The following is a 25475-nucleotide window of genomic DNA, read 5'->3' on the forward strand; positions in this document are numbered from 1 at the left end:
GATGGAGCAGCATGGTAGCTCGTCGGGCTCATAACCCGAAGGTCGTTGGTTCAAATCCAGCTCCCGCAACCAATTCTATAAACAACAATTCAGTCGCGGGATGGAGCAGCATGGTAGCTCGTCGGGCTCATAACCCGAAGGTCGTTGGTTCAAATCCAGCTCCCGCAACCAATTCTTTTCAATGTTATTCCTCATTTTTACCATCTCTTTTGATTTATTAATTCAAATCTATTACCCAACTTATTTATACATTTATTCTGATCATTCTCTTTTATTTTAATAAGATTATTGTGTTGAAAAACAATAAGACATTCCAATAGAAAGCAGATGATATTCACTTTCTACTGGAATATGAAAAGAAGGTATAAAAAGAATTTAACTACGATCAGCTAACGTTAATTCACCGCCATTAGCAAAATAAGCTTTGATACCTTTGAAAATAGATTCTGCAATCTGTTGCTGGAATTTTGCTGTTTTCAGCTTTTTCTCTTCTTCGATATTACTGATAAAGGCCGTTTCAACCAGAATTGACGGAATTTCTGGCGCTTTTAATACCGCAAACCCAGCCTGATCGACTTTATTTTTATGCAATTTATTAATCCCCCCCATCAGCTTAAGCACTTCACTACCAAATTTCAGACTGTCGTTGATAGTGGCTGTTTGCACAAGATCAAGCATTGCATGGTCAACGTAGCGGTCACCACTTTTACTCACCCCACCAATTAAGTCAGACTCATTTTGTGTTTGAGCAAGATAACGCGCTGTATTACTGGTTGCGCCGGTTTTTGATAATGCAAAAACAGATGAACCTCTTGCAGAGCGGTTTGTAAATGCATCAGCATGGATAGAGACAAATAAATCTGCCTGCATTTTTCGCGCTTTAGCAACACGTACAGTCAATGGAATAAAGACATCTTCATTACGTGTCATATACGCTTTCATTTTGGCATCTTTATCAATAAGCGTTCTTAAGCGACGAGCAATTTGTAAAACCACATCTTTTTCACGAGTTTTATATTTGCCGATTGCTCCCGGATCTTCTCCACCATGACCAGGATCGATCATGATAATAATCGGCCTATCACGCCCCGCTCTGCCAGGTTTACGTGTGTCTGTTTGTGCGGGTACAGCTTGTTGTAAATCACCGTCGTTATATTCACGCAATAGTGCTAATAGTGGATCATCTTCAGTATCAGCCCCATGACTTGGGTAGAAATCTAGCACTAAACGGTTTTTAAATTCAGCCACAGGTTTAAGCGTAAACATTTGTGGTTGTACAGGCGTTTTTACTTCAAATACCAGTCGCACTGTTTTAGGTGTATTTTGACCAACCCGAATAAGTTTTAAATACGGATCGCTAGTCTGAACTTGATTAGCAACACCTTTCAATACGCTATTAAGTTGAATACCTTCTAAATCCACCACAATACGTTCAGGGTTTGACAATGCAAACTGACGATATTTCAGTGGTGTACTGGATTCTATAGTCACGCGAGTATAAGTCGAGGCAGGCCAAACCCTCACAGCAACAATAGATGCTGTGGCTGCAAGACCAACAGGACTAATACTTAACAATAATAACGCGCCAATTCCTTTAACAAGACGACGACGAGTTTGATTGTGCTCAGAATGACTCATGAAAATATTCCAAAAAAACGATTAACGTCAATAAACTCTAAAAAGAGATAAAAAAGTTAAGAACGAAAAACTTTACCCAATCCACACTTCACTGTCACTTAAAAACAGCACAATTACTCACTTTTACACGAATATTCTGCCTTCAGGGAAAACAATAAGATAGGATTTTACTTGCCATTCCTCTCCAAAAAGAATAAAAATACATTAAATTCGAATAAAAATTCACTTGAGAGGGTTTTATGAAAGAGCGTAGCACCGAATTGGTCGATGGATTTCGCCACTCGGTTCCGTATATTAATGCACATAGAGGCAAAACATTTGTCATTATGCTAGGTGGCGAAGCCATTGCTCACGAAAACTTCCCATCTATCATTAATGATATTGGGTTGTTACACAGCCTAGGCATTCGTTTAGTGGTTGTTTATGGTGCTCGCCCACAAATTGATACTGCTCTTGAAATACAAAAAGTATCTCCGATTTATCATAAATATACGCGCATCACAGATAGTAAAACCTTAGAAATCGTTAAACAAGCTGCGGGTACATTGCAACTTGATATTACGGCTCGCCTATCAATGAGTTTAAGCAATACGCCATTACAAGGTGCGCATATTAATGTTGTTAGTGGTAACTTTGTTATCGCACAGCCATTAGGGGTTGATGATGGCGTTGATTATTGTCATAGCGGAAAAATTCGTCGTATCGATGAAGAAGCTATTCATCGCCAGTTAGACAGTAATGCTATTGTATTAATTGGCCCAGTTGCAGTGTCTGTTACTGGTGAAAGCTTTAATCTCACCTCAGAAGAAGTGGCAACACAGCTTGCGATAAAACTTAAAGCACAAAAGCTGATTGGTTTTTGCTCATTCCAAGGTGTTATCGATGAAGAAGGTCACATTGTTTCTGAACTGCTGCCTAATCAAGCTGAAGATAAAATTCGAGAGCTACAAACAGAAGGCGATTATCACTCAGGCACAGTAAGATTCTTACGGGGAGCTGTTAAAGCCTGTCGTCGTGGTGTAGAGCGTAGCCACTTATTAAGTTATCAATCTGATGGTGCGCTTATTCAAGAATTATTCTCTCGTGATGGTATTGGTACTCAAATCGTCATGGAGAGTGCAGAGAAAGTTCGTAGAGCAAATATTAATGATATTGGTGGCATACTCGAACTTATTCGCCCATTAGAACAGCAAGGTATTTTAGTCAGACGTTCAAGAGAACAATTGGAAATTGAAATTGATCAATTCACTATTATTGAACGCGATAATATGACTATCGCATGCGCAGCGCTCTACCCTTATCCATCAGAAAAAATTGGTGAAATGGCCTGTGTTGCAGTGCATCCTGATTATCGTAGCTCTTGTCGTGGTGAGGTTTTACTACAGCGCATTTCAGCGCATGCTAAGCAATTGGGGTTAGAAAAGCTATTTGTTCTAACAACTCGTAGCATACACTGGTTTCAAGAAAAAGGATTTGAACCTGCTGAAATTGATAAATTACCCATTGAAAAACAAGCACTCTATAATTACCAACGCCGTTCTAAAATTTTAATTTTAGACTTACATAAAGAGTAATTACCAAGCACAAAAAAGACAGGTATCCCTCTCAATGCCTGTCTTTTATTATTTTCCATTATTAACTAACCGCTAATAACGTAATTTATCAATTAATCCACTTCGACGTTGAATACGCGTTTGTATTGCCATTTTCACCATAGACTCTGAAGCATAAAGAGAAAGCTTCTGTTTAGCGCGTGTTAATGCGGTATACAACAATTCTCGACTAACAACAGGTGAAAATTTATCGGGAAGAACTAATGCTGTATGGGTAAATTCCGAACCTTGTGATTTATGCACCGTCATTACATACGCAGTTTCATGTTGTGGTAATCGGCTAGGTTGGATCGCTTTCAATTTTCCATCTGGTAGTTGGAAAAATGCTTTCATTTCACCTTCATCGTTATTGAGCATAATGCCAATATCACCATTAAACAGACCTAACGTACTGTCATTTCGTTGGATCATAATTGGGCGACCAATATAATCACTTTGATAACTGTTTGTAGGACGACGGATCAATCGCTGGCGATGCAATAACATTTCAATTCTGTCATTTAAACCACTCACACCAAAAGGACCTTCTCTTCGTGCGCACAATAAACGGTATTGGTTAAATGCATTAAGAATAATATCAGGTGATGCTTTTTGAGAAACTAAAGTGAGATACTCTCGATAAGCATTAACAGCATCTTGTATCATCAGTAAATAACTTTCTTTTGACTCTAAAGCAATAAAGCTCACATCTTGAGGCTCTAATGCTATTTCAAGCTGTTGTGGGCTAACCTCTGCTTTTTTCAACAACGCAATAGCAATTTTGGTTTGTCCTTTATTAACCGCCAAAGCAAGTTGTCCTATCCCTGAATCTTCACCAAAACGGTAGCTTTTACGTAATAGACACAGAGAATCACTGACGACAGACACTGGAGTTTGAGAAACAGGAATAATATCAGTAGATTTAACCAATTCACCTTGAGTTAAGTGATTAATCTGATCAAATCTTTTTTGACTAAAACCATCTTCAGAAAAACGGCAAATATCACCTAATACAGCCCCTGCCTCAACAGAAGCAAGTTGGTCTTTATCACCTAAGAAAATGACGTAACATTTTGATGGAAGTGCATCAATCAAGCGTGCCATCATGGGTAAATCAACCATTGAGGCTTCATCAACAACTAAAATATCAAGCTGTAATGGATTATCTTTGTGGTAACGCACTTGCTGACTTTCAGGCTGAGCCCCTAATAAACGATGAATAGTCTGTGCCTGCTTTGGCATCCACTTATTTTCTTCTTCGCTTAAATTAAGTTGCGCCAAAGCCTTACCTAAAGATTCCGTTAATCTCGCAGCGGCTTTTCCAGTTGGCGCCGCTAATTGAATAATGGGCTTCTCATTTGATGTGAGCATCACAAAAGCCGCTAAAATTTTAGCAACTGTCGTGGTTTTCCCCGTTCCTGGCCCCCCTGAAATAATAGAAATGGGGCTTGTGATAGCAACACTGGCAGCTACTTTTTGCCAATTTGTTTCTTGGCTTTCTTTCGTTGCTGGAAAAAGCTGGTTAAGTACCTTAATTAATTCATTTTCATCAATATCAACAATGCTGTGCTCTTGCCTAAAAAATTGCGCTACTTTCTCTTCATAGCTCCACATTCTTTGTAGATAAAGAAGTCCATTATCTAAAATAATGGGGAAAGGAGAATCATCGTTACTTTGACTAACGCAATGACAATGAGTCAACTCTTCTACTATTTTTTTAGCAGAAGGCTTACCCATTTTTTGCCAAATTTCTTGTGCAAACTCTTTTTGTCTACCATCAAACAGTTGATCTTTTTGAATAATACTCAATGGTAAACAAACATGCCCCGCTCCAGTTTGAGCACTCAAATAAGCAAATACAAATAGTAAAATAGGGTTTTCATCTTCAACCAGCATTTGTGCAAATCGGAGATCTAAAGGTCGTAATAAGTTTTGTGTAATCGCTTGTTCTAATAGTTTGATCATTTTTATTTCTCACCGACTACATCGGATTTGCTACTTTTACCTGTAAATAATGAATCCAACGCCAAAACAAAAGCTTCATCAGGCAAATAAGCGTAAACCCCATTTCCGGGATGTTCTTTATCTATACCCCGTAAAAAAAGATAATAAATACCACCAAAATGAGTTCGATAATCATAATCAGGAATACGTTGCTGTAAAAAACGATGTAACGCTAAGGTATAGAGTTGATATTGCAAGTCGTAGCGATGATCCATCATTGCATTCATCATCGCTTCTTGTGTGTAATCCTCACTCGATCCACCTAACCAATTCGATTTATAATCCACAACATAGTATTTACCTTCCCAAGAAAAAACTAAATCAATAAAGCCTTTGAGCATCCCTTCTACTTGTTGAAATTGCAAAGCAGGACAACGTTTTGATAGAGGATCAAACTGACTTATTAATTGAGTCAATTGAGCTGATGATACTTCTTTCTCAATAGGTAAATAGAATTGTAATTCATCAAGTTGTTGTGATTTTGGGATATCAGCAAGACATAATCCTTGAGAATTAAGAGGCGTATGAAACAGCGTTTCCATCCATGTAACTAAAAGAGGAGCCCACTTTTCATCAAAGCCTTGAGCTGTCAATTGTCCTTGTATCCACAGTTCATCAATAGGCTGCGAAAAATCCAACACTTCAAGCAAACTATGTAAGAATGTTCCTGCTACTGCACCACGAGGGAAATGATGAATAGAATTTTCATCAACCTCTCCTTGTTGCTTCTCACCTTTAGCATCTGTATCAAGTCCTGGTGCGATAGATTGCACCAAAGCCTCAATATCACCCAAATCAAAATGATAATTACGATTTGAATGCTGATAGGTTAATCCTGAATAACTCGTTATACGCCAATTATCATGGATCTGACGTTTAAATATAGCGGCTTCAAGTTTTGTTTCTGCCATTAATTGAGGCTGATAGCGATGTACTGATATGTTATCAAGCGTTGTTACACTGATATTATCATCTAATAAAGCGTGAATTGATTGATGTAATAATTCACTATCGCCTTCTTCACCTTGCTGTAATAAATACCCTAAAGCATTTTTATGCAGATCAGTAAGCCCTGATTTACGTTTAGTCCCTTTAACAAGAGGAGCAACACCAACATAACAGCAGAATTTAGATCGTGTTAATGCCACATAAAGTAAGCGTAAATCTTCAGCTAAGCGCTCTTCATCTGCTAAACGTAAGCTTTCAGGTCGGCTAAAAATATCTAATTTCGCGTGAAATTTTTCTCTGTCATGATAAAGCGCCCCTTTTTGTTCTTGGTAATTACAAGCAAAAGGTAAGCAAACAATAGGATATTCAAGGCCTTTAGATTTATGAATAGTACAAATTCGCACAAGATTTCGGTCGCTTTCCAAGCGCATTTGTTGACTTTCAGATTGCGCATCAGGATGAGAAATCTGTTGTGCTAACCAACGAATAAGAGCGTGTTCACTATCAAGTTGTAATGATGTTTCTTGTAATAATTCACCAATATGCATGATATCTGTAAGCCGGCGCTCACCATCAATACTTGCGAGTAAATTTTCCGCAATTTGATTATCCATCATGATTTTACGCAACATTGGTAAAACACCACGCTTTTGCCATAATGCATAATAATCAGCAAATTTTTCTACATAATTATTCCAGCGATGTTCATCATGATTTAGGCTATCAATTTGCTTCGCGCTAAAACCAAATAATCGGCTGGCTAAAGAGGCTCTTAAAACACGCTCTTTCTCTGGTGTTACAACCGCTTGTAGTAACCAAAGTAGATCTTTCGCTTCATTGGTTTCAAATACACTTTCACGATTGGATAAGAATACGGATTGTATTGAAAGTAAATTCAGTGCATCACGGATCAGTATCGCTTCTCTACGGCTACGCACCAGTACCATAATATCAGCAGACGTAACCGCTCTTCTTGCACCTTGCTCAATCAGCCAAGCCTGTTGCTGATCCCCTGCTGATAACCAATCACGAATTTGTGCGGCACATTGCGCTGCCATGATTTGCTCATAATTTCCCGTAGAAACACTTTCGCCTTCAGCAAGCCAAAAATTAAAAGGCGAAATCGGCTCATCATGGTAAATAAAGACCATGTCTTGGTTTTTTTCAGCCGAACTTACTTCAATAAAAGGGATATGTTCAAATAAAAATGGGGCCTTGGAACGCATAAAAAGCTTGTTAACTGCATTCACCATACCCGGCGCAGAGCGCCAGTTAGTATTTAATGTGTAGTGATGAGATGTCTGCTTTCGTGCTTGAATATAAGTAAAAATATCCGCACCACGGAAAGCATAAATTGCCTGTTTAGGATCACCAATAAACAGCAAACCACTATTTTCATGCTCACCATAAATGGCATCAAAAATACGATATTGTTGAGGATCGGTGTCTTGGAATTCATCGATCATTGCAACTGGATAACGTTCACGAATAGCTTGCGCTAAAGCCTCGCCACTTTCACGTTTTAACGCTCTGTCTAGACGTGTTAATAAATCATCAAAGCCCATTTCACCACGACGCATCTTTTCATTTTCAATACCTTGGCGTATTTCAGGAATGGCGTTGGCAAGAATAACATCTCGCAGAGTTAGGCTCTGCTTTGTTAATCGTTCAATTTCAATAAAAAGAATATGCTCTGGTGCTGGGCCTTTCGTTGCCTTTTCATTCAGCGTTTCTTGAGAAAAACGAACCAAACAATCAGGTAATTGATAGCTTTTCGTTTCTAATGTTGATGCCCACAGAGTAATTTCTTCAATCCATTTAGGTAAGAAACGACTGCTATAACTACGTTTATCAACACCTGAAGCGGTTATCCATGCTTCAACTTCATGATGATGTTCATGCCAACGAGCTTTCACCTTGTTAATTGCTTCAATAACCGCTTGATGACGCTCTTTGACTGATTCATTTTCACTGTCTAATGCCACACCTTCGATTTCAGGCATTTCACCTTGTAAATAAGGCTGTATTTCATAAAGTAGCTGTTCAGGGCCAGACCAAATCTGGCTTACTGCATTAGCAACATCATAAGAAAGTGGATAACAATGACGGCGCCAAAAGTCAGCACATACCCGTTTTTTAAGCTCATATTCATCTTGGATCAAGACTTGTTCAAACAAGACTCCTGATTCAAATGCATTGTTTGCCAACATACGCTGGCAAAATCCATGAATAGTATAAATAGCCGCTTCATCCATTTGTCGTTCTGCTTCTAACAACCACTGTGCAGCCAGCTCTTTATTCGGGATTTGTTTAAGTAATTCGTGGTAAGCGTTATCACTACTTTCAACATCATGACGGATACAGGCAAGTCTTAGTTCATGGATATTTTTACGAATGCGGGCTCGTAATTCATCTGTCGCCGCATCCGTAAATGTCACAACTAAAATCTCTTCAACACTGAGAGGGCGGTAGAATGCAGACTCTCCGCCTAATCCAAGAAGCAACCGTAAATACAACAACCCTATTGTATAAGTTTTCCCTGTTCCTGCTGACGCCTCGATGAGGCGTCTTTGGTACAGAGGGAGTGTATACGGGTTTAATGGCTGTGCCTGTATCACTTCACTCACTCTTTAATTTCCTCAATAGGTAAGGTTTTTTGTAATTCACTTACCGTAGCATAACGTTTCCATTGTTTATTTTCGGCGTAATCAGCATCTTTGCCATCTTTACCAATAATTTGAGAAACAAAAATAAATCCGTTTGGTTTTATAATTGCTTTTTCATAAAACTCAATAGCTTGTTTTAACGTTACTTTATTAAGCTCAGCTAAGAATTTTTCACGTCCATCATATTTTAAGTTATTACGATGGAAGTCATTTCGATAAAGAGAAACTTCTTCATAGAATGTTTGAGGTGGCTGTTTAACTTCGGTAATAATCGCTTGTTTATACTGATTAAAATCAGCCTCTTTCATTTTTTTCAAACGCTCGTAAGCTTGTTGATAAAATGCGTTATAGCGCTCATTTAAATAGACAGGCGGTTTTGCATTACTTTGCAGTAAAAAGCCGATACCTGATTGCTCACCCATAGTAGCTTGATAAGCAAATACAGCATAACCAAGTTGCTCTTCTGTTCTTAATTGATCATAGAACCAAGGTTTGATAATAGACGATAACACTGAAGAAATTGCCTGACCTTCAAGGCGGCTATAACCCGTTGGGATATAAAGCTCACCTAATGCGTTATCTGTGCTCTTCGATTTATTTTGGAATTCAACTGCATTTAATTTATTGAATACTAATGTTTCACCGATCCAATATTCTGTGCCTTGATTACCTAATAATTCGTGTGCAGATTTAGCAATATTGCGGCTTTGCTCTGGCGTTAAGTTACCAATAATCAGCGCTTGAAGTGCCGCGTTTTTAATGACTTCACGGCGATTATCAATAATATCTTGCAGTGTAATTGACTCTAATGCTTTGAGTTTGTCAGCTTCTTCATAGTACGGGATCGTATTTAATCGACGAGCTGGTAGCATAGCTGCTTCAAATGCTTTTAAGTTATGGGTCACTTCAAGTTGTTCACGATACCAAGATTTAGCTTGATCTAGCTCTTCTTGAGTTGACTCAAAACTCATATAGCTTTTCAGTGTCGCATTAACAAGTTCTGGTAAATGTTGCGTATAACCATTCATTGAAAAATCAATACCTTGTCCTGATGTAGATGAGATATTCATTCCCGCAACAGAAGCTTGGTAAGATAATTCACTTAATGCTAGACCTGCAAGATAGTCTGTTAAAGTTTGTGTCACTTGTTGCTTAACAGTGATATCCGATTTTTTATTCACCAAACTTAATGTCACACTCGCTTTCGGTTCATCAGAAAAATAGTGTGATGGCATATAGAACAGACGAGCACTTTTATCCTGCCACAACAATTGTGGTTTGATGATTTTACTGTCCGCATCAATCAGTGAAAGATTATCAGGGATGTAAGGGTTAAGTGCTGGCAATGATAATGAAATATCATCTGATAATGTTTGCCATGTTTTTAATTGCTTATCTGTGATTTTATCAACCTGATAAGGCGCGTTAACAAAGTAAGCTTGTTTGTTAGAAGGTTCATTAGGACTTATTACCCAAATACGAGCCTTCTCTGGTGTCAGTGAATCAAGACGTGAAAGGATAGCTGAAGGCTCATAATTATCAGCGATATAGTCTGCATTAAGGATATTTTTGACTGGATAACGCAGCATCATATCCGAAATGCCTTCTATGTAATTCATATCTCTTACAATAGAGCCATAACGGAATGAGAGATCCAATACATTCGCAATTTCATCAAAGTAACGCTGACTGATACCTTCTGTTTGAATTAAACGAATGTACGAAAAGATAGCGGAAATCACTTTGTCTTTTTGCGCTAACCCTTTATCGGTTAACGAAACATAAATGGTAAACGAGCCTTGGTTACGATCAATATAGGGCTCTGAGAACGCACTAATATTTTCGGCTAAACCTTGGTCTTGTAACCATGTTGCTAAAGTGCCTGAACTACGATTACCAATTAAATAGCCAATGTATTCGTCCGTTTTACTGCGAAAATCAGCAACGTTGTTATCTATACCAAACTCAATTTGTAAAGTCTTTTGCGGTTGAGCCGGTACTAAGTGGATCATTAACCCTTTTTCTTTATCCGTCATAGCAGGTACAGTGGTGACAGGCACACCTGCCTTTTTATTCGGGATACGAGCGAAAGTATCTGCGGCTAATTTAGATAATTCATCAAGTGACTTATTACTGTAAATTACCCCATTCATTAAGTTGCCAGAATAGTGCGTTTGATAAAATTTAATTAATTCATCTTGTAATTTACTGTTTGGCTTATCACTCAGCGTTTCTAAATTTCCGCCCATAAAACGGGAACTTGGATGAGCAGGGTTTAAGGTTTCTGCCCTGACTTGCCAAAAACGCATACCATCGCGCGCGCGCGCCATAGTTAATTCTGCATTAACAGCATTACGTTCACGATCTGCATTTTTAGGATCAAGTAAAGGTTCAGCTAAAGCATCAGCAAGTCGATCAACCGCTTCATTAATGGCACTATTTTCCACTTCTAAATAGAATGCAGTACGATAAGTCGTTGTACTCGCATTATGAGAGCCACCATTCTTTTGTAAGAACTCAGACATGCTGCCTGATTGAGGATATTTCACCGATCCCATTAACACCATATGTTCTAAATAGTGCGCAAGACCTTGCTGACTATCAGGATCTTCTAATGCGCCAACAGGTAGCGCAACTGCCGTTAATGATTTAACTGCTTTTTCATCAGAAACCAGTAATACTGTCATTTCATTAGGTAGTTTAATCGCTTGATATTGCCGTGGATCGCTCTCACTTTTTTCAATGCTATCAGGCAATACTTGCCAGAGTGGATCAGCGGCAAAGCTGTTGATACTCACTAGCATCAATAACAACATGATCCATAGTTGCGAGCAGTACTTTCTCATCTGATATGAGCTCCCTTATTTTTTCAGAAATGGAATTATTGGTTTAAATATTGTTAATGCCGTCTGTTTGACCGTTTGTAAAAAAGGCTCGTCTAATTGAGAGAAAGCACGCTGAACATACATATCACTCATTTCACCATCTCGATTATAGCTATCCGTTAAATGTTGCATCAGTACTAATTCTGCTTTCTCAAGTGTCTCTTCATCATCAAGTAAAAACTCTTGTGATTTTTTATCATAGCAAGCTTGTAACCAAGCCCAGCCACTTTTCGCAAATAGCGCTAATGGGCTGTTTAACCCTTGTTTATAGTCACTGATTAACTTGTCTAACGTTGAATAGGCAAATTCAGGATCAACTGGTAATAAACACCATTGAGTCTCTTTTCTGCCGTAAAACCGACTCTCACCCGTTCCCTGTTTCAAACAATAAACTAGGTGCTCAATCCACAGCTGCAATAAGTCATTAGCGGTTAAGCTGGCAGGTCGCCAACGTAATAAACCATCAGCTTGTACCTCATTTAAACGACCAATCAATGGCATTGCACTAAAGCTTTGCTCTAATGTGACAGAATGTGTAGCTAATCGTTCACTTCTTATCTTTTCAGCTAAAGGAAGTAACTCTTCTATTTGCTGCTCCCAATAAATTTGACCAAATGCACTTGCAGGAAGTTGACCTGCTGCTTTGATACGCTCAAACAAAGCTTCTGTTGAAGTTTGATCAATCAATGCTTTTAATAACCATTGATTCAATAGATAACGTTGAAGAGCATTTATCACAAATGGCTCTTCTTCGGGTAATTCTGTTTCTTCAATAACAAAGTTTATTTTTAATCTTTGTTGGAAGAATGCACGAATAGGATGACGATAAAAACGTGCAAGCGCATCAACAGAGACTTGATCTATTGTGTCATCATCGTTTAGTGGCTCGGTAAAAGTTTGATGAACCATTCCCTGCCCACTGGCAGCAGGCAGCCATTCAGAGGCATAAGAACGAAAGAAAGCGCCTATTTGGAAATTTTCTTGGGCAAAAGGAACACGGCTATGTTGTGTTAATAGATGCTGATTTATACGAGCCGCACTGTCATCGACATTGAGTTCATCATCCTCCGGTAAACGGAAATTTTGCCCAATATAATCTTGTAACTCTTTGATTAAAACTGATGGATTGCATTCTCGATCGTCACGTATCGATTTTCCGATATAGCTGATATAAAGGTATTTTTCAGCTGAGCTAAGCGCTTCAAGGAATAAATAGCGGTCATCATCACGACGTTTTCTATCACCACGACGGCGTTTTTCCGCCATTAAATCAAATCCTAACGGCTGAATATTACGAGGATAAATACCATCGTTCATACCTAATAAACACACTGCTTTAAAGGGAATGGAGCGCATTGGCATTAGTGTACAGAAATTAATGCTACCAGCTAAAAAACGCTGACTAATTTTTTCATCATCGAACCGTACTGTTAATTCATCCCGAATAAGGACCAGCGGAATTTCATTTTGATATTGCGCTTTCAATCCATTTTCAATCACTTTTTGCCATTGTTGGATAATAAGCACTAAAACTAATTCCGTTTCCTCATCAGACTCAAAAAAGGCATCAACTAATTGTTGTCCAACTTCTAGCCATGATTCTAATGAACGAGTTTCACTTAAACGTGTACGCCAATCACTTAATGTATAAAGAAAATCAGCGAGATGCCCTGCAAGCTCCGCAACTAATCCACTGGATTCATCATAAGGAAGCACACCTTTCCAAGGACCATTTTCACTTTCCATCGCATAACCAAGCAACATGCGCAGTAAGCCAAACTCCCATGTATTTTTGCCCGTGATTGGCAATAAGAATGAAGCCACATTCTCATCATCTAATCCCCAGCGTATGCCTGACTCATCAACCCAACGACGTAGTAGTTTTAGTTCATTTTCAAAAATAGAAAAATGCCCTGCTAAAGCAGGGACTTCAAGCAGTGCCAACACTTGTTCAGCGGTAAAACGACTTTGAGGAAGTTCTAGCAACGTAATAAAAGCCTGTAATACAGGGTGCGCTTGACGCGCTTTTCTATCTGAAATAGCAAAAGGAAGATAACGTTCTGAAGATGCATTACCAAACACTGCTTGAATATAAGGTGTATAGCTATCGATATCCGCAACCATCACAATAATATCGCGCGGTAACAATTCAGGATCTTGTTCTAATAAATGCAGTAATTGGTCTTGCAGTACTTCGACTTCGCGCTGTGGGCTATGGCTTGCATGGAAAGTCAGTGAGTGATCATCTGGTGAAATCACTCGTTTATTTTCACTACACTCATAAGTTTCAAGTGTTGTACCTAATTGCGAAAAATCTTCTAAATCAAGAATATCTGCTTGTAATTGATGGAGTAAATTATCTCTTGGGATCTCAACGAACGCATCTAACACATCGGTATATTCAAGTTCAGAGAGGAAATAAAGATTATCTTTACCTAGTTTTCCCCATGATGCTAATAGAGGATTACCGATGTTTTGCTCGCCCTCATCATTAAATAACGAAGAAGCATTTTTTTCATCTTTAAACCAAGGCGATTCATGCAATTGCTTATAATGGCGTGGCTTTCTGCTATTAAGACGAGAGAGAAATTTAGGATCTTGAATATCTCCCCAATAGTAACGGCAAGGATTAGTAAAGAGTAAATAGATCTCAGTATGACGCCCTATCGCTTGTAATGCCTGCAAATAAACTTGAGGTAGAGCCGAAATCCCACAAATAAAAATACGAGGTGGAAAACAGTGTTGAAGCTCCCCTTCTTTTGCATTATTTAAAGTCGAAATAAATTGCTGATAAAGGTTAGAACGGTGCCATTGAGGCTGATTAAGATCTTTTGTGTATTGCTGTAATGCTACCCACAATATTTTTTGCCAGCGTTGATTTTCACTCAACCCTTCGATTAACTCATCATTTTCCCACGAAGCTAACCAATCTGAACGATAAACTAAATATTGGTCAAATAAGTCAGCTACACGTCCTGCTAACTGGTGAAGTTTACGTTTATCTTCATCATCATCAAGGTAATGCAGTAAGGGTTTAAATTCTTCATTAGGCAAAAATTCAGGAAGTAATGCCATTAATTTCCATGTCATCGCATCTTTAGAAAAAGCGCTTTCTTTAGGTATACCTGATAACACCCGAGTAAACATTTCCCAAATAAAGGTTGCTGGTAATGGATAACGGATATTAGCAGCAATACCCAAGCTTTCGGCAAGCTGGATTTGCAACCATTGAGACATTCCAGGGCTTTGTACAAGGATCACTTCTTGTTCAAAAGGAGAAGAAAGTGGCCTGGTCTGCATAAAGTGCACCATAAGTGACTTTAGTAATGACAACTGATTTGAGTGATATATATGAAACATCAGATCCTCATCTTATTAATAGCATGACCAGTAATACAGCCTTATTTCGGGTAATACATTATTGGCAACATAACCTTCTATTTGCTGACAACCTTCAGACTGTAAAAGTGAGCGTGTCATTATTTTGGGGTTAGATGCGAAATAATCAGGTGATTTATCAGACATTTGTTCAAATAAAACAAAAAGTTCCTGCCCTGACTGCTGAATTTGAATTAGCTGCTGAAAATCAGCTTTTAATGATTGACTATACGCTATAATAGCGACAAAACTAATATTAAAAAACAGCAATATAAACATTGTATTAAGTAATATAGAGCCACTTTCTGATTTATTTTGAATATTATCTATAACACACACTCCTTATGCACTAATGGGCAATAATCTAGCCATCCGCTTGGATGAATAGTTATTGTTCTATTTTTATCCTTTAAGATACTAACCCATTGGTAATGATATATTTTATAACCTTTTAAGCTTTCTGCTTGTCCTTGAAGTAAGCCCTTATCTAGAGAGAGCAAAAATAGGCAGCTTTTTATTTTAGGATTTGCATGAAAAGTATGACATTGCCATTTATTTAATCGAGTTGATGAAAGATCCCAATTAAGTGCAATCCCCCACTGCAATGCAGATTCAGCAAATAAAAAAGCCTGTCGTGCTTGTAACTCTTGCATCACTATTTGTTGAGACTGCCTGTAATGATAAGCAAAGTTTCCAAGTACAGATAAACTCATCACAACAAAACCCATTACCATCAATAAACTTGCAAACCCCTGTTCATCTTTTCTATATGTAAAATCGGTATTCATAACAAGGTCACATTCCTTAAACGCATGATATTTTGATAATGCGACTTCACTTTATGATTTTGTTTTAAATGAAATTTTAAAGAAACTGAAAGATAAAAAAGAGACATCCCTTTTATTAAATGGGGCTTTGAATAAGAACGCAAAGTAAATTCAGTCACCTCAATTTCATTACTCTCAAAAAAACGTTGCCATCCTGAAGAGGCGCAATCTTTGACTCCTCTTCGTTGTTCTAGTTGTCCATTTTTAAGACGGTATCCAAAATAATCACTCTCTTTTGAAGAAGGCGGTTCCCATTTGCCATTGCTGTTTATGTCGTAAGCAAAAATAACGCAGGAGTTTTTCTCTTGAAGGGGGTATTGTCCTATCTTTAAAGAAGACTCAGCCAAGCCGTTTGGCTTCAACGTATTAACACAACTGTCATAACAATACCCTGTGCGTCTTAATTGTGCTTCTAACACCAATAACCGTTCTCTTAAAAAAATATCTAACTGGTATTGTTGGTAAGAATAGATCAGTGTGTTCATTATTTGAGGATAAGCCCGACTGATACATAGAAATAAAACCCCACTTATCGCGATAGCAAAAAGGCATTCCATCAACATCATGCCAGACGAAAATGAAATTCCAGATCGTTTCAACATGATGGAAATGCCTTCATGCTCTGACTACATGCTCTTATTCTGCCTAATGATGAAATAATAATTTTCACTTCGCCTTCTACACTGTGAAGAACAAAGCTCATGGGTTTTAACGTTTGACGAATTCCACCAAACGTAAAGTTTGAAACTGTTGATTGCTTAAGTTGAATGCCTGAAGCTAATTGAAAAATATCTTGTTGCTCTGATAAATGGCGAGAATGAAGAGGAGTCGCAATTATTTTATTATTTGGTGATAACAAAAGCGTAATTTTAATTCTTACATTAAATAATAGAGCTTGTTGTTGCTGATAAGAAAGAAAAGCAATGGTTTCACGCACGCTATGCAGTAACTGACGCTGGTAAGTAAAATGCTGATAAGCAGGAATTGATAAATAGCTTAAAATAGAAACTATCATCATCACAACCAATATTTCAAGTAAGCTTATACCAAATTCGCCCTCTTGCTGACGTGCCCTACTTAGGCTTATATCCATGTTATTGTTCATTTATTTCTCCTTTTAACCTACTGCGAGAATGCAGACAAAACATTTAAAGGTAAATAAAGGAAAGTGTTTTTTTCGAACAACAACGCAATAACCGTATTTTCAGAATAAATACAAAATAAGGGTAAACATGAAAAAAGCCCCTGTTTATTGCTAAACAGAGGCCTTTAAAGCAAGGAATAAATTAAACTGTAAATGGATATTTTATTGCTTCATGGCATTGATAACCTTCAACAGTAAAATCATCCGTTGTTACCCAAGTTTCAATATCTTCCAACGTTTTGATTTTTGGATTGATATGTAATGTTGGTAACGGTAATGGCTCTCTTTTTAACTGCACATCACGCATTAGAGGTAATTGATTTTCATAGATATGTGCATTGATTATCTTATGAAATGCTTTACCCGGCTTATGCCCTGTAATTTGAGCCACCAGCGCCAATAAAACAAAGCACTGAATTTGGTTGAAATTCAAACCTAGCGGCACATCACAACTGCGCTGATAAGAGGTTAAATAAAGCGTATCCCCCACAAGTGAAAAGGTATGCGTATGCATACAAGGGCGTAAACAACCCAGTTCCGTTTCACCCGGATTATAGAACGTTACGATTTCACCACGATCATCGATACCTTTAGTCAGGTCATCTACCACTTTACGTAATTGATCAAAATGAGAACCATCAGGGCGTTGCCATTGACGTCCTTGAACGCCATAAACACGCCCCATATCGTCTTCGCCTTTGCGATGAGGGTTATTTAACCATGCACCATTTTCATTTGCATTGGCATTCCATGTATTGCAACCAATTTCACGAAATTGAGCGGCATTGTCATAGCCACGTAAATACCCTAACAGTTCTGCAATGGCCGCTTTATAAAAACTTTTTCGTGTTGTTATCAGCGGAAATTGGTTATTCGCAACATCATATTCCAGATCGGCATTAATCACCGTTAAACAACGGGTTCCTGTCCGTTTATTATCAATCCATTGCCCTTCATCGATAATGCGTTGACACAATGCCAGATACTGCTTCATGTTGTCTCTCTTGTTAATTAGCTAATAATAAAAAATTTATCTCACACTATTTGTGAGCAGATGTTGGGTTTTGTGCCGTTTTTTTATCTTGACGATAAGCCCATACCATAAAAATAATACCCAACAGAATCATTGGAATTGAAAGTATTTGCCCCATACTCACACCACCAAATAATCCTAGTTGTGCGTCTGGTTGACGGAAGAATTCAACAATAATACGGAATGCGCCATAACCAATCAGGAATAGACCCGACACACTTCCGACAGGACGACTTTTACGCACAAAAATATTCAGAATAATAAATAGCACCACGCCTTCTAACAGCATTTCATAAAGCTGAGAGGGATGACGAGGTAAAACACCATATTCTTGAATAATAGGCAGTAACGTTGTTGGATCTTGAGCAACAAGCTGGAGATCCGCAGAACGCGAGGTTGGGAATAAGAACGCCCAAGGCGTATCTAATGTGACACGTCCCCATAATTCGCCATTGATAAAGTTACCAATACGGCCTAGCCCTAATCCAAATGGAATTAACGGTGCAACAAAGTCTGCCACTTGGAAAAATTTACGTTTAGTGCGTTTAGCAAACCAAATCATGGCACAAATGACCCCAATTAAACCGCCATGGAACGACATTCCGCCATCCCACACTTTAAAGAGGTAAAGAGGATCATTTAAAAAGACAGGTAGGTTATAAAATAAAACATAACCTAAACGACCACCGATAAATACCCCCACAAAACCGACATAAAGTAATGTTTCAACTTCATTTTTATTCCAACCACTATTCGGTTTTGCAGCTCGGCGATTTGCAAGCCATAAGGCAAAGACAAACCCAACTAAATACATCATACCGTACCAGTGTAGTGACACAGGCCCGATAGAGAACATAACGGGATCAATCTCTGGAAATTTAAGGTAGCTTATACTCATTATTCCCTACTTCACTTAATCAATAATTTCTGTGCTGGTTATTTATTACCAACACAGAAAAGGCTTATACGAAGGTCTGCTAGATACCTCCGCGAATTAATCCACCTAATCCTTGCCGTTCCATAAATTCAGAAGACAATTTTTTGATTTCTGTTGTGGTTTCAGCTTGCAACACCTGTTGCATAAAAGGCTGTAACATCACAGGATCAAGATGGCGCAATAAGTATTTTACCCTAGGTAAACTACGACCACTCATGCTTAACTGCCTAAAACCGAGCCCTATTAACAGCAATGCCCCTATTGGCGTACCCGCCATTTCACCACAAACACTCACTGGCAACTGATAATATTGGCATTGTGTTGCAATCAAATTCAGTGAACGCAATAACGCAGGATGCAAATTATCATAGAGTGATGCTACATGGGTATTATTACGATCGACAGCAAGTAAATACTGAGTCAAATCGTTTGTTCCAACAGAGATAAAATCAACCCGATTGGCTAATTGTGACAGCATAAACACCAACGAAGGAACTTCAAGCATGATGCCTAACGGTGGTGGAACACACTCACACTTTATTTCTCGACTAACTTCATCACATGCTCGTAGCAGCAATGTTCTTGCTTCGTCGATTTCATCAAGACTTGTCACCATCGGCAACAATATTTTCAAATTTTTAAATTCGAGATTTGCTTTTAGCATTGCACGTAGCTGAATAAGGAAGATTTCAGGTTGATCGAGCAATATTCTTATTCCTCTCCAACCTAAGCAGGGATTTTCCTCATTAATTGGCATATAAGGAAGTTGCTTATCAGCACCAATGTCTAAAGCGCGCAATACAACGGGTTTATCTGGAAAAAAAGAGAGAATTTCACGATAACGGTTTTTTTGTTCATCTTCAGAGGGAAAACCACTTTGCAACATAAAAGGAATTTCGGTGCGATATAAACCCACACCATCTATTCCCACACTAATGCGTTGCTCATATTTTATATTTAATCCCGCATTCAATTGAACGCTAACTGCTTCACCATTTTTTAAAACCGCTTGCTGTTCAAGTTGATCTTCTGCAATTTGGCTTAATACACTCTCTTCATCAATAATTTGTTTATATTCTTGAGTAATAAAAGGCTCTGGCTCAATAAATATTTCACCACGATAACCATCAAGAATAAGCATGCGATTATGTAACAGCTCAGGTTGAATATCTGCTCCCATAATCGCAGGTATTCCCATCGCCCTAACAAGAATGGCAGAATGTGAGTGAGTTGCGCCATCTCGAACAATGACACCAGCAAGTTGTTGCTCTGGTAACTCCGCCAATAAACTGGCACTTAATTCATCAGCGACCAAAATAAAACGCTCTGGCCAAATATTGGTTGAGCTTAGATCATCATCTAAATGAAATAATAAACGCTGTCCTAATGCTTTAAGATCAGAGGCTCTTTCTCGCATATAACCGTCTTTCAGGCTGGAAAATTGTGCTGATACTTTCTCAACCACCACTTTAACTGCCCATTCTGCGACATAGCCTTGTGTGATTATCGCGGTCATTTTATGTTTAAGCTGTGGATCATTAAGTAAATGCGAGTAGAGATCAAAAATGGCCGCACTCTCTTTTTGTGCATTCGCCATAAAACGCTTACTAAAACGGCGACATTCTGCTGTCGCATCTTCTAAAGCAACAGTGAGTCGATTTAGCTCTGCTTTTATATCAAGTGCACTGGCTTTAAATACATTTTCAAGGATTGGCTGAGCGACTTCTTGCCAGCCATATGCCATCACCACCCCCGTCGAAACCGAAAGTGCTTTAATACGGCTTTGACGATATTGTCCAAAAAGCCCTTTAGTTTGTACTTGCGATAACGTTGCACCTAATTGTGTCGCCAGTGTCACCATAAAAGATTCTTCGCTTTCATTAAATAAGCGACGCTCTTTTTGCTGAACGACTAATACACCAAGGAGTTGGCGACGATAGACAATAGGTACACCGAGAAAAGCACGGAGATCATCTTCTTTAACTTGAGGAAGGTATTTAAAGCTAGGATGCTCGCGAATATCAGCGAGGTTGATGAGCTCTGAAAGACGCCCCACTTCACCAACAACGCCTTCATCAAATGAGAGGCTAACGGCTCTCCCTCTGGGTTTTTTTAACCCTTTGGTCGCCATAAGATAAAAACAACTACGTTGTTTATCGGCAAGATAAATAGAACACACATCCGTGTGCATTGCCTGACACGTTTCCTTGACTAAGAGTTCAAGCGCTTCTGGAAGCCCCGCTGCCATAGCCACTTTTTCTACAATTTCTCGCAAACGTGTCAGCATAGTGTTATCTAATACCTTTTACGCCGATATCCATACGATGGACGAGGTAAAGACACTTGTTCTTGCAACGGCATGACTACGGGTGCGAACTCTTTCATTACACGTCGATAAACATCGCGTTTAAAAGAGACGACTTGTCTAACAGGATACCAGTAACTCACCCAACGCCAGCCATCAAATTCTGGCGTTTTGCTTTGTTGAACATTAATGTCTTTATCATTACTTGTTAACTGCAAGAGGAACCAACGCTGTTTTTGTCCAATACAAACAGGTTTTGTGTCCCAACGCACCAAACGCTTCGGTAACTTGTAACGTAACCAGTTACGTGTGGAGGCAAGAATTTTAACATCCTTGCGACTTAACCCAACTTCTTCGAACAACTCTCGGTACATTGCCTGCTCTGGCGATTCTCCAGGATTAATTCCCCCTTGAGGAAACTGCCATGAATGTTGCCCATAGCGACGAGCCCAAAGCACTTGCCCTTGCCGATTACAAATTACAATCCCTACATTCGGGCGGTAGCCATCATCATCGATCACTAGACTACCTCAATAACCAAATTTGAAAGATAACTCATTGTTTCATACTACCCACAAACGGTAAACCTCTATCAACAGACTTTGCACGACGCGCGTATTTATCTACAATGGGAAAGTCTCAACGGGGTGCCTTTTTAGGCTGAGAAAAACTCGTGGAACCTGATCCAGCTAATACTGGCGTAGGGATTTGAGTCAGGATGTTGCAATATTCATTGATTTGCCATCCTCACTCCTCAGATCCTACCTGACTTTTACTGAGGAACTAAACGTGTTAACTAAATCGCTTCGCTTTACTTTCCTTCTGGGCGCTCTGGGCATTATGAGCACTTTTTCAACTCAAGCCTTAGCACAAAAACCCACACTGACTGTTTACACTTATGATTCATTTACCGCAGATTGGGGGCCAGGGCCTGCAATAAAAAAAGCGTTTGAACAACAATGTGATTGCGAATTAAAACTTGTTGCCCTTTCTGATGGTGTTTCTCTGCTTAATCGCTTACGTATGGAAGGTGATAAGAGTAAGGCTGATATTATTTTGGGTTTGGATAACAATCTGATCCACGCAGCAAAAGAAACGGGACTTTTCGCACCAAGTCATATCGATACATCAAAACTCACCCTACCTGAAAAATGGGCTGATGATACCTTTGTGCCTTATGACTACGGTTATTTTGCTTTTATCTATGATAAAAACCGCATTGCTAATCCGCCAAAAAGTATGGCTGAACTGCTAAATAGCAAAGAAAAGTGGAAGATTTTGTATCAAGATCCTCGCACCAGCACACCGGGTTTGGGTTTAATGCTATGGATGCAGTCACTTTATCCTGAAAATACGGCCTCTGAATGGAAAAAATTGTCAGAGAAAACGCTGACAGTGACTAAAGGTTGGAGTGAGTCTTATGGCTTATTCTTAAAAGGTGAAGGTGATTTTGTGCTTAGTTACACATCATCTCCGGGTTATCACATTTTAGCGGATAAAAAAGATAACTATGCAGCGGCAATTTTCGATGAAGGACATTACTTACAAGTCGAAGTCGCGGCAAAATTGAAATCGAGCAAACAACCTGAATTAGCGCAACAATTTATGCAATTTATGCTCACCCCTGCTTTCCAAGAAACTATTCCTACAACCAATTGGATGTATCCTGTTATTGATATGCCATTACCTGACGTCTATTCCGTGATGCCTAAACCCGAAAAATCATTGCAATTCGATGCAGATGTTGTCGCAAAAGAGCGCCAAACATGGACTCGTAATTGGCAATCTGCGGTTAGCCGCTAATGGGAAGATGGCTTATCCCGGGGCTATGTGCCTCGGGTTTACTGCTTATTGTGGCGTTATTGTCATTTGGCGCATTGTGGTTTAACGCACCAAGTGGTGAGCTGACCTCAATTTTTGCTGATGAATATTTATGGCATGTTGTCCGCTTTACTTTTTGGCAAGCCTTTTTATCTGCGCTGTTTTCGATATTACCTGCTATTTGGCTTGCCAAAGCACTCTATCGACGCCAATTTAAAGGACGAACACTGTTTTTACGCCTATGTGCCATGAGTCTTGTGTTACCTGTTCTAGTTGCACTTTTTGGTATTTTAACGGTTTATGGCAGAGTGGGATGGATTGCTCAAATTTGTGAATGGCTAGGGATCGACTACCAATTTACCCCTTATGGTTTGCAAGGCATTCTATTAGCTCATATTTTTTTCAATATGCCGTTAGCAACCCGAATGCTATTACAAGCACTCGAAAGTATTTCGTCAGAACAACGCCAATTAGCCTCACAGCTTGGCATGAATGGCTGGCAACGTTTTCGTTTTCTTGAATTTCCCTATTTGTGGCGTCAAATTCTGCCCACGGCATCACTCATTTTTATGCTCTGCTTTGCAAGCTTTGCCACTGTCTTGGCATTAGGCGGAGGTCCTGCGGCAACGACTGTTGAACTCGCGATTTATCAAGCGTTAAACTATGACTACGATTTACATCGCGCTGCACTGTTAGCGTTGATCCAGCTTTTTTGTTGTTTAGGTTTAGTGCTTATTAGCCAAAAACTAAAAGGCACCCTTTTTGTGGGAAGCAGTCAAAAGCTACATTGGCGTGATCCCTATGATCCTATCTTTAGCAAAATAACCGATGGTTTAGTGATCACTCTTGCGATCCTCTTTTTAGTACCGCCAATTCTAGCGATAATAACGGACGGTCTTAACAGTCAATTTATACGTGTCATACAACAACCTGTACTTTGGCAGGCGTTTACTACCTCACTGATTATTGCGGTTGGTGCAGGTATTGTTTGTGTTGTATTAACGATGATGTTGCTATGGAGTAGCCGAGAACTTCGCTTACGGCACTTTAAAAAAGCAGGACAAGCCATGGAAATGAGTGGTTTGATTATTCTGGCGATGCCGGGGATTGTGTTGGCAACAGGCTTTTTCCTTCTATTCAACAATACGATTGGATTACCCGAATCACCGTATGTTTTAGTCATTTTAACCAACGCATTAATTGCTATTCCGTATGCATTAAAAGTACTTGAAAATCCAATGAATGACATCGCTTCACGTTATGGTCTTTTGTGTCAGTCGCTCAATTTACAAGGTATAAATCGACTCCGTTGGATAGAATTACGCGCATTAAAAAAACCAATTTCACAAGCCCTTGCTTTTGCTTGTGTGATTTCTATTGGGGATTTCGGTATTGTGGCTCTTTTTGGTAATGAAACCTTTAGAACCTTACCTTTCTATCTTTATCAGCAAATTGGTGCTTATCACACTCAAGATGGTGCCGTGACCGCCATGATCTTATTGCTACTTTGCTTCACTCTTTTTAGCCTAATAGAACGATTGGCAGGAAAATCTCATGATTAAATTAGAGCACCTTGCTTACACCTATGAACACCAACATCTCTTATTTAATTTAACCGTTAATACGGGAGAGCGTATAGCTGTGTTAGGCCCCAGTGGCGCTGGAAAAAGTACATTACTCAGTTTAATTGCGGGTTTTTTACCGTCAGAAAAAGGAAGCCTTTTTCTCAATGGTGAAAACCATACTAAAACCGTCCCTGCTAAACGTCCTATCTCCATGTTATTTCAAGATAATAACTTATTTCCACATTTAACTGTCAGACAGAATATTGGTTTAGGGTTAAATCCCAGTTTAAAACTGACTGATGCGCAAAAAGCACTATTAGAAGATCGCGCTAAACAAGTGGCTCTCAGTGAATATCTTGAACGCTTACCATCCCAATTATCGGGGGGGCAGCGTCAACGTGTCGCAATTGCACGCTGCTTGGTACGTGAACAACCGATTTTATTACTCGATGAGCCTTTTTCTGCATTAGATCCCGCTTTACGCATTGAAATGCTGGCACTACTTGAGCAACTTTGTGGTGAGAAGACGTTAACCTTATTGATGGTTTCGCATAGTTTAGAAGATGCTGCAAAAATCGCCTCAAGAGCGATTGTGATTGATAACGGTATGATTGTGTATGATGGAAATACACAATCACTAATAAATGGTAAAGTGGATCAATCACTTATTTTAGGTATTCCGTTTAATTAATCTTAGCTAAAATTAACTGTATAAATAACCACTATATTGAC

The 25475-nt window shown here is 39.0% G+C and carries 17 protein-coding genes, 1 tRNA gene and 1 riboswitch; of the genes, 6 read left to right on the top strand and 12 right to left on the bottom strand.

The genetic code is table 11. The features are described from left to right. The first annotated feature begins 94 nt into the window (after positions 1–94). A tRNA-Met gene (locus tag ABN212_RS02840) sits at positions 95–171 on the top strand. A gap of 204 nt (positions 172–375) precedes the next feature. Here ABN212_RS02840 and amiC read toward each other — a convergent pair. Continuing rightward, positions 376–1638 carry an N-acetylmuramoyl-L-alanine amidase AmiC gene (amiC, locus tag ABN212_RS02845; RefSeq protein ID WP_109373098.1) on the bottom strand — a complete coding sequence of 421 codons (1263 nt, stop codon included), beginning with the start codon at positions 1636–1638 and terminating at the stop codon, positions 376–378. Positions 1639–1877: 239 nt separating this feature from the next. On the opposite strand from amiC, the gene argA reads away from it, so the two are divergent. Next, a complete protein-coding gene (argA, locus tag ABN212_RS02850) occupies positions 1878–3212 on the top strand; it encodes an amino-acid N-acetyltransferase (protein WP_196532769.1) in 1335 nt (444 codons plus the stop codon). 72 nt (positions 3213–3284) lie between these two features. Here argA and recD read toward each other — a convergent pair whose 3' ends face one another. The 4 genes from recD to recC are packed head-to-tail and all read right to left on the bottom strand — an operon-like array spanning position 3285 to position 15093. Then, complete coding sequence (gene recD / locus ABN212_RS02855) at positions 3285–5195, bottom strand: exodeoxyribonuclease V subunit alpha (protein ID WP_349442841.1); 1911 nt, start codon at positions 5193–5195, stop codon at positions 3285–3287. Between the two features lie 2 nt (positions 5196–5197). After that, positions 5198–8809, bottom strand: a complete 3612-nt coding sequence (gene recB / locus ABN212_RS02860) for an exodeoxyribonuclease V subunit beta (RefSeq protein WP_349442842.1) — start codon at positions 8807–8809, stop codon at positions 5198–5200. Next, positions 8806–11694, bottom strand: a complete 2889-nt coding sequence (gene ptrA, locus ABN212_RS02865) for a pitrilysin (protein ID WP_349442843.1) — start codon at positions 11692–11694, stop codon at positions 8806–8808. Before ptrA ends, recB begins: the two co-directional genes overlap by 4 nt. Positions 11695–11709: 15 nt before the next feature. Further along, positions 11710–15093: an exodeoxyribonuclease V subunit gamma gene (gene recC, locus ABN212_RS02870; protein WP_349442844.1), complete on the bottom strand. Its 3384-nt coding sequence runs from the start codon at positions 15091–15093 to the stop codon at positions 11710–11712. 134 nt (positions 15094–15227) lie between these two features. Here recC and ABN212_RS02875 point away from each other — a divergent pair, with 134 nt between their 5' ends. After that, positions 15228–15350 (top strand): hypothetical protein, encoded by a 123-nt coding sequence (locus ABN212_RS02875; protein WP_269812639.1) that lies wholly within the window; start codon positions 15228–15230, stop codon positions 15348–15350. Between the two features lie 87 nt (positions 15351–15437). Here ABN212_RS02875 and ABN212_RS02880 read toward each other — a convergent pair whose 3' ends face one another. The 7 genes from ABN212_RS02880 to rppH all read right to left on the bottom strand — a co-directional run bounded on the left by ABN212_RS02880 (position 15438) and on the right by rppH (position 21878). Next, complete coding sequence (locus ABN212_RS02880) at positions 15438–15899, bottom strand: DUF2509 family protein (protein WP_349442845.1); 462 nt, start codon at positions 15897–15899, stop codon at positions 15438–15440. Next, complete coding sequence (locus ABN212_RS02885) at positions 15896–16540, bottom strand: prepilin peptidase-dependent protein (protein WP_198626197.1); 645 nt, start codon at positions 16538–16540, stop codon at positions 15896–15898. Before ABN212_RS02885 ends, ABN212_RS02880 begins: the two co-directional genes overlap by 4 nt. Beyond that, the gene (locus ABN212_RS02890) at positions 16534–17043 is read right to left on the bottom strand and encodes a potassium:proton antiporter (RefSeq protein WP_349442846.1); all 510 of its coding nucleotides are present in this window, start codon (positions 17041–17043) and stop codon (positions 16534–16536) included. Before ABN212_RS02890 ends, ABN212_RS02885 begins: the two co-directional genes overlap by 7 nt. A 181-nt stretch (positions 17044–17224) precedes the next feature. Next, on the bottom strand, positions 17225–18076 hold the full coding sequence (locus ABN212_RS02895; protein WP_198626198.1) for a thymidylate synthase: 852 nt from the start codon (positions 18074–18076) through the stop codon (positions 17225–17227). Between the two features lie 46 nt (positions 18077–18122). Next, positions 18123–19013 carry a prolipoprotein diacylglyceryl transferase gene (gene lgt / locus ABN212_RS02900; RefSeq protein WP_109373089.1) on the bottom strand — a complete coding sequence of 297 codons (891 nt, stop codon included), beginning with the start codon at positions 19011–19013 and terminating at the stop codon, positions 18123–18125. Positions 19014–19092: 79 nt separating this feature from the next. Further along, complete coding sequence (ptsP, locus tag ABN212_RS02905; RefSeq protein ID WP_196532776.1) at positions 19093–21339, bottom strand: phosphoenolpyruvate--protein phosphotransferase; 2247 nt, start codon at positions 21337–21339, stop codon at positions 19093–19095. Positions 21340–21347: 8 nt separating this feature from the next. Beyond that, positions 21348–21878, bottom strand: a complete 531-nt coding sequence (gene rppH / locus ABN212_RS02910) for an RNA pyrophosphohydrolase (RefSeq protein WP_036934096.1) — start codon at positions 21876–21878, stop codon at positions 21348–21350. Positions 21879–21990: 112 nt separating this feature from the next. Next, positions 21991–22082: riboswitch (TPP riboswitch) on the top strand. A 115-nt stretch (positions 22083–22197) separates the two neighbouring features. On the opposite strand from rppH, the gene thiB reads away from it, so the two are divergent. From thiB to thiQ, 3 genes are read left to right on the top strand one after another with little or no spacing between them, the layout of a single operon-like run. Next, positions 22198–23160: a thiamine ABC transporter substrate binding subunit gene (thiB, locus tag ABN212_RS02915; protein ID WP_198632392.1), complete on the top strand. Its 963-nt coding sequence runs from the start codon at positions 22198–22200 to the stop codon at positions 23158–23160. Further along, positions 23160–24740 carry a thiamine/thiamine pyrophosphate ABC transporter permease ThiP gene (gene thiP / locus ABN212_RS02920; RefSeq protein WP_349442847.1) on the top strand — a complete coding sequence of 527 codons (1581 nt, stop codon included), beginning with the start codon at positions 23160–23162 and terminating at the stop codon, positions 24738–24740. Before thiB ends, thiP begins: the two co-directional genes overlap by 1 nt. Beyond that, on the top strand, positions 24733–25434 hold the full coding sequence (gene thiQ / locus ABN212_RS02925; RefSeq protein ID WP_198620955.1) for a thiamine ABC transporter ATP-binding protein ThiQ: 702 nt from the start codon (positions 24733–24735) through the stop codon (positions 25432–25434). The genes thiP and thiQ overlap by 8 nt, the downstream gene beginning before the upstream one ends. Positions 25435–25475 lie beyond the last annotated feature (41 nt).

This window comes from Proteus genomosp. 6 (assembly GCF_040139785.1).
In the GTDB taxonomy this organism is placed as follows: Bacteria; Pseudomonadota; Gammaproteobacteria; order Enterobacterales; family Enterobacteriaceae; genus Proteus.

Bases quoted from the DNA above. Each gene is read 5' to 3' on its own strand.
- lgt (WP_109373089.1), bottom strand. From the start codon at position 19,013: ATGAGTATAAGCTACCTTAAATTTCCAGAGATTGATCCCGTTATGTTC.
- argA (WP_196532769.1), top strand. From the start codon at position 1,878: ATGAAAGAGCGTAGCACCGAATTGGTCGATGGATTTCGCCACTCGGTT.
- recD (WP_349442841.1), bottom strand. From the start codon at position 5,195: ATGATCAAACTATTAGAACAAGCGATTACACAAAACTTATTACGACCT.
- ptrA (WP_349442843.1), bottom strand. From the start codon at position 11,694: ATGAGAAAGTACTGCTCGCAACTATGGATCATGTTGTTATTGATGCTA.
- ABN212_RS02875 (WP_269812639.1), top strand. From the start codon at position 15,228: ATGCGAAATAATCAGGTGATTTATCAGACATTTGTTCAAATAAAACAA.
- ABN212_RS02880 (WP_349442845.1), bottom strand. From the start codon at position 15,899: ATGAATACCGATTTTACATATAGAAAAGATGAACAGGGGTTTGCAAGT.
- ABN212_RS02885 (WP_198626197.1), bottom strand. From the start codon at position 16,540: ATGTTGAAACGATCTGGAATTTCATTTTCGTCTGGCATGATGTTGATG.
- thiB (WP_198632392.1), top strand. From the start codon at position 22,198: ATGAGCACTTTTTCAACTCAAGCCTTAGCACAAAAACCCACACTGACT.
- ABN212_RS02890 (WP_349442846.1), bottom strand. From the start codon at position 17,043: ATGAACAATAACATGGATATAAGCCTAAGTAGGGCACGTCAGCAAGAG.
- thiQ (WP_198620955.1), top strand. From the start codon at position 24,733: ATGATTAAATTAGAGCACCTTGCTTACACCTATGAACACCAACATCTC.
- thiP (WP_349442847.1), top strand. From the start codon at position 23,160: ATGGGAAGATGGCTTATCCCGGGGCTATGTGCCTCGGGTTTACTGCTT.
- recC (WP_349442844.1), bottom strand. From the start codon at position 15,093: ATGTTTCATATATATCACTCAAATCAGTTGTCATTACTAAAGTCACTT.
- ptsP (WP_196532776.1), bottom strand. From the start codon at position 21,339: ATGCTGACACGTTTGCGAGAAATTGTAGAAAAAGTGGCTATGGCAGCG.
- amiC (WP_109373098.1), bottom strand. From the start codon at position 1,638: ATGAGTCATTCTGAGCACAATCAAACTCGTCGTCGTCTTGTTAAAGGA.
- ABN212_RS02895 (WP_198626198.1), bottom strand. From the start codon at position 18,076: ATGAAGCAGTATCTGGCATTGTGTCAACGCATTATCGATGAAGGGCAA.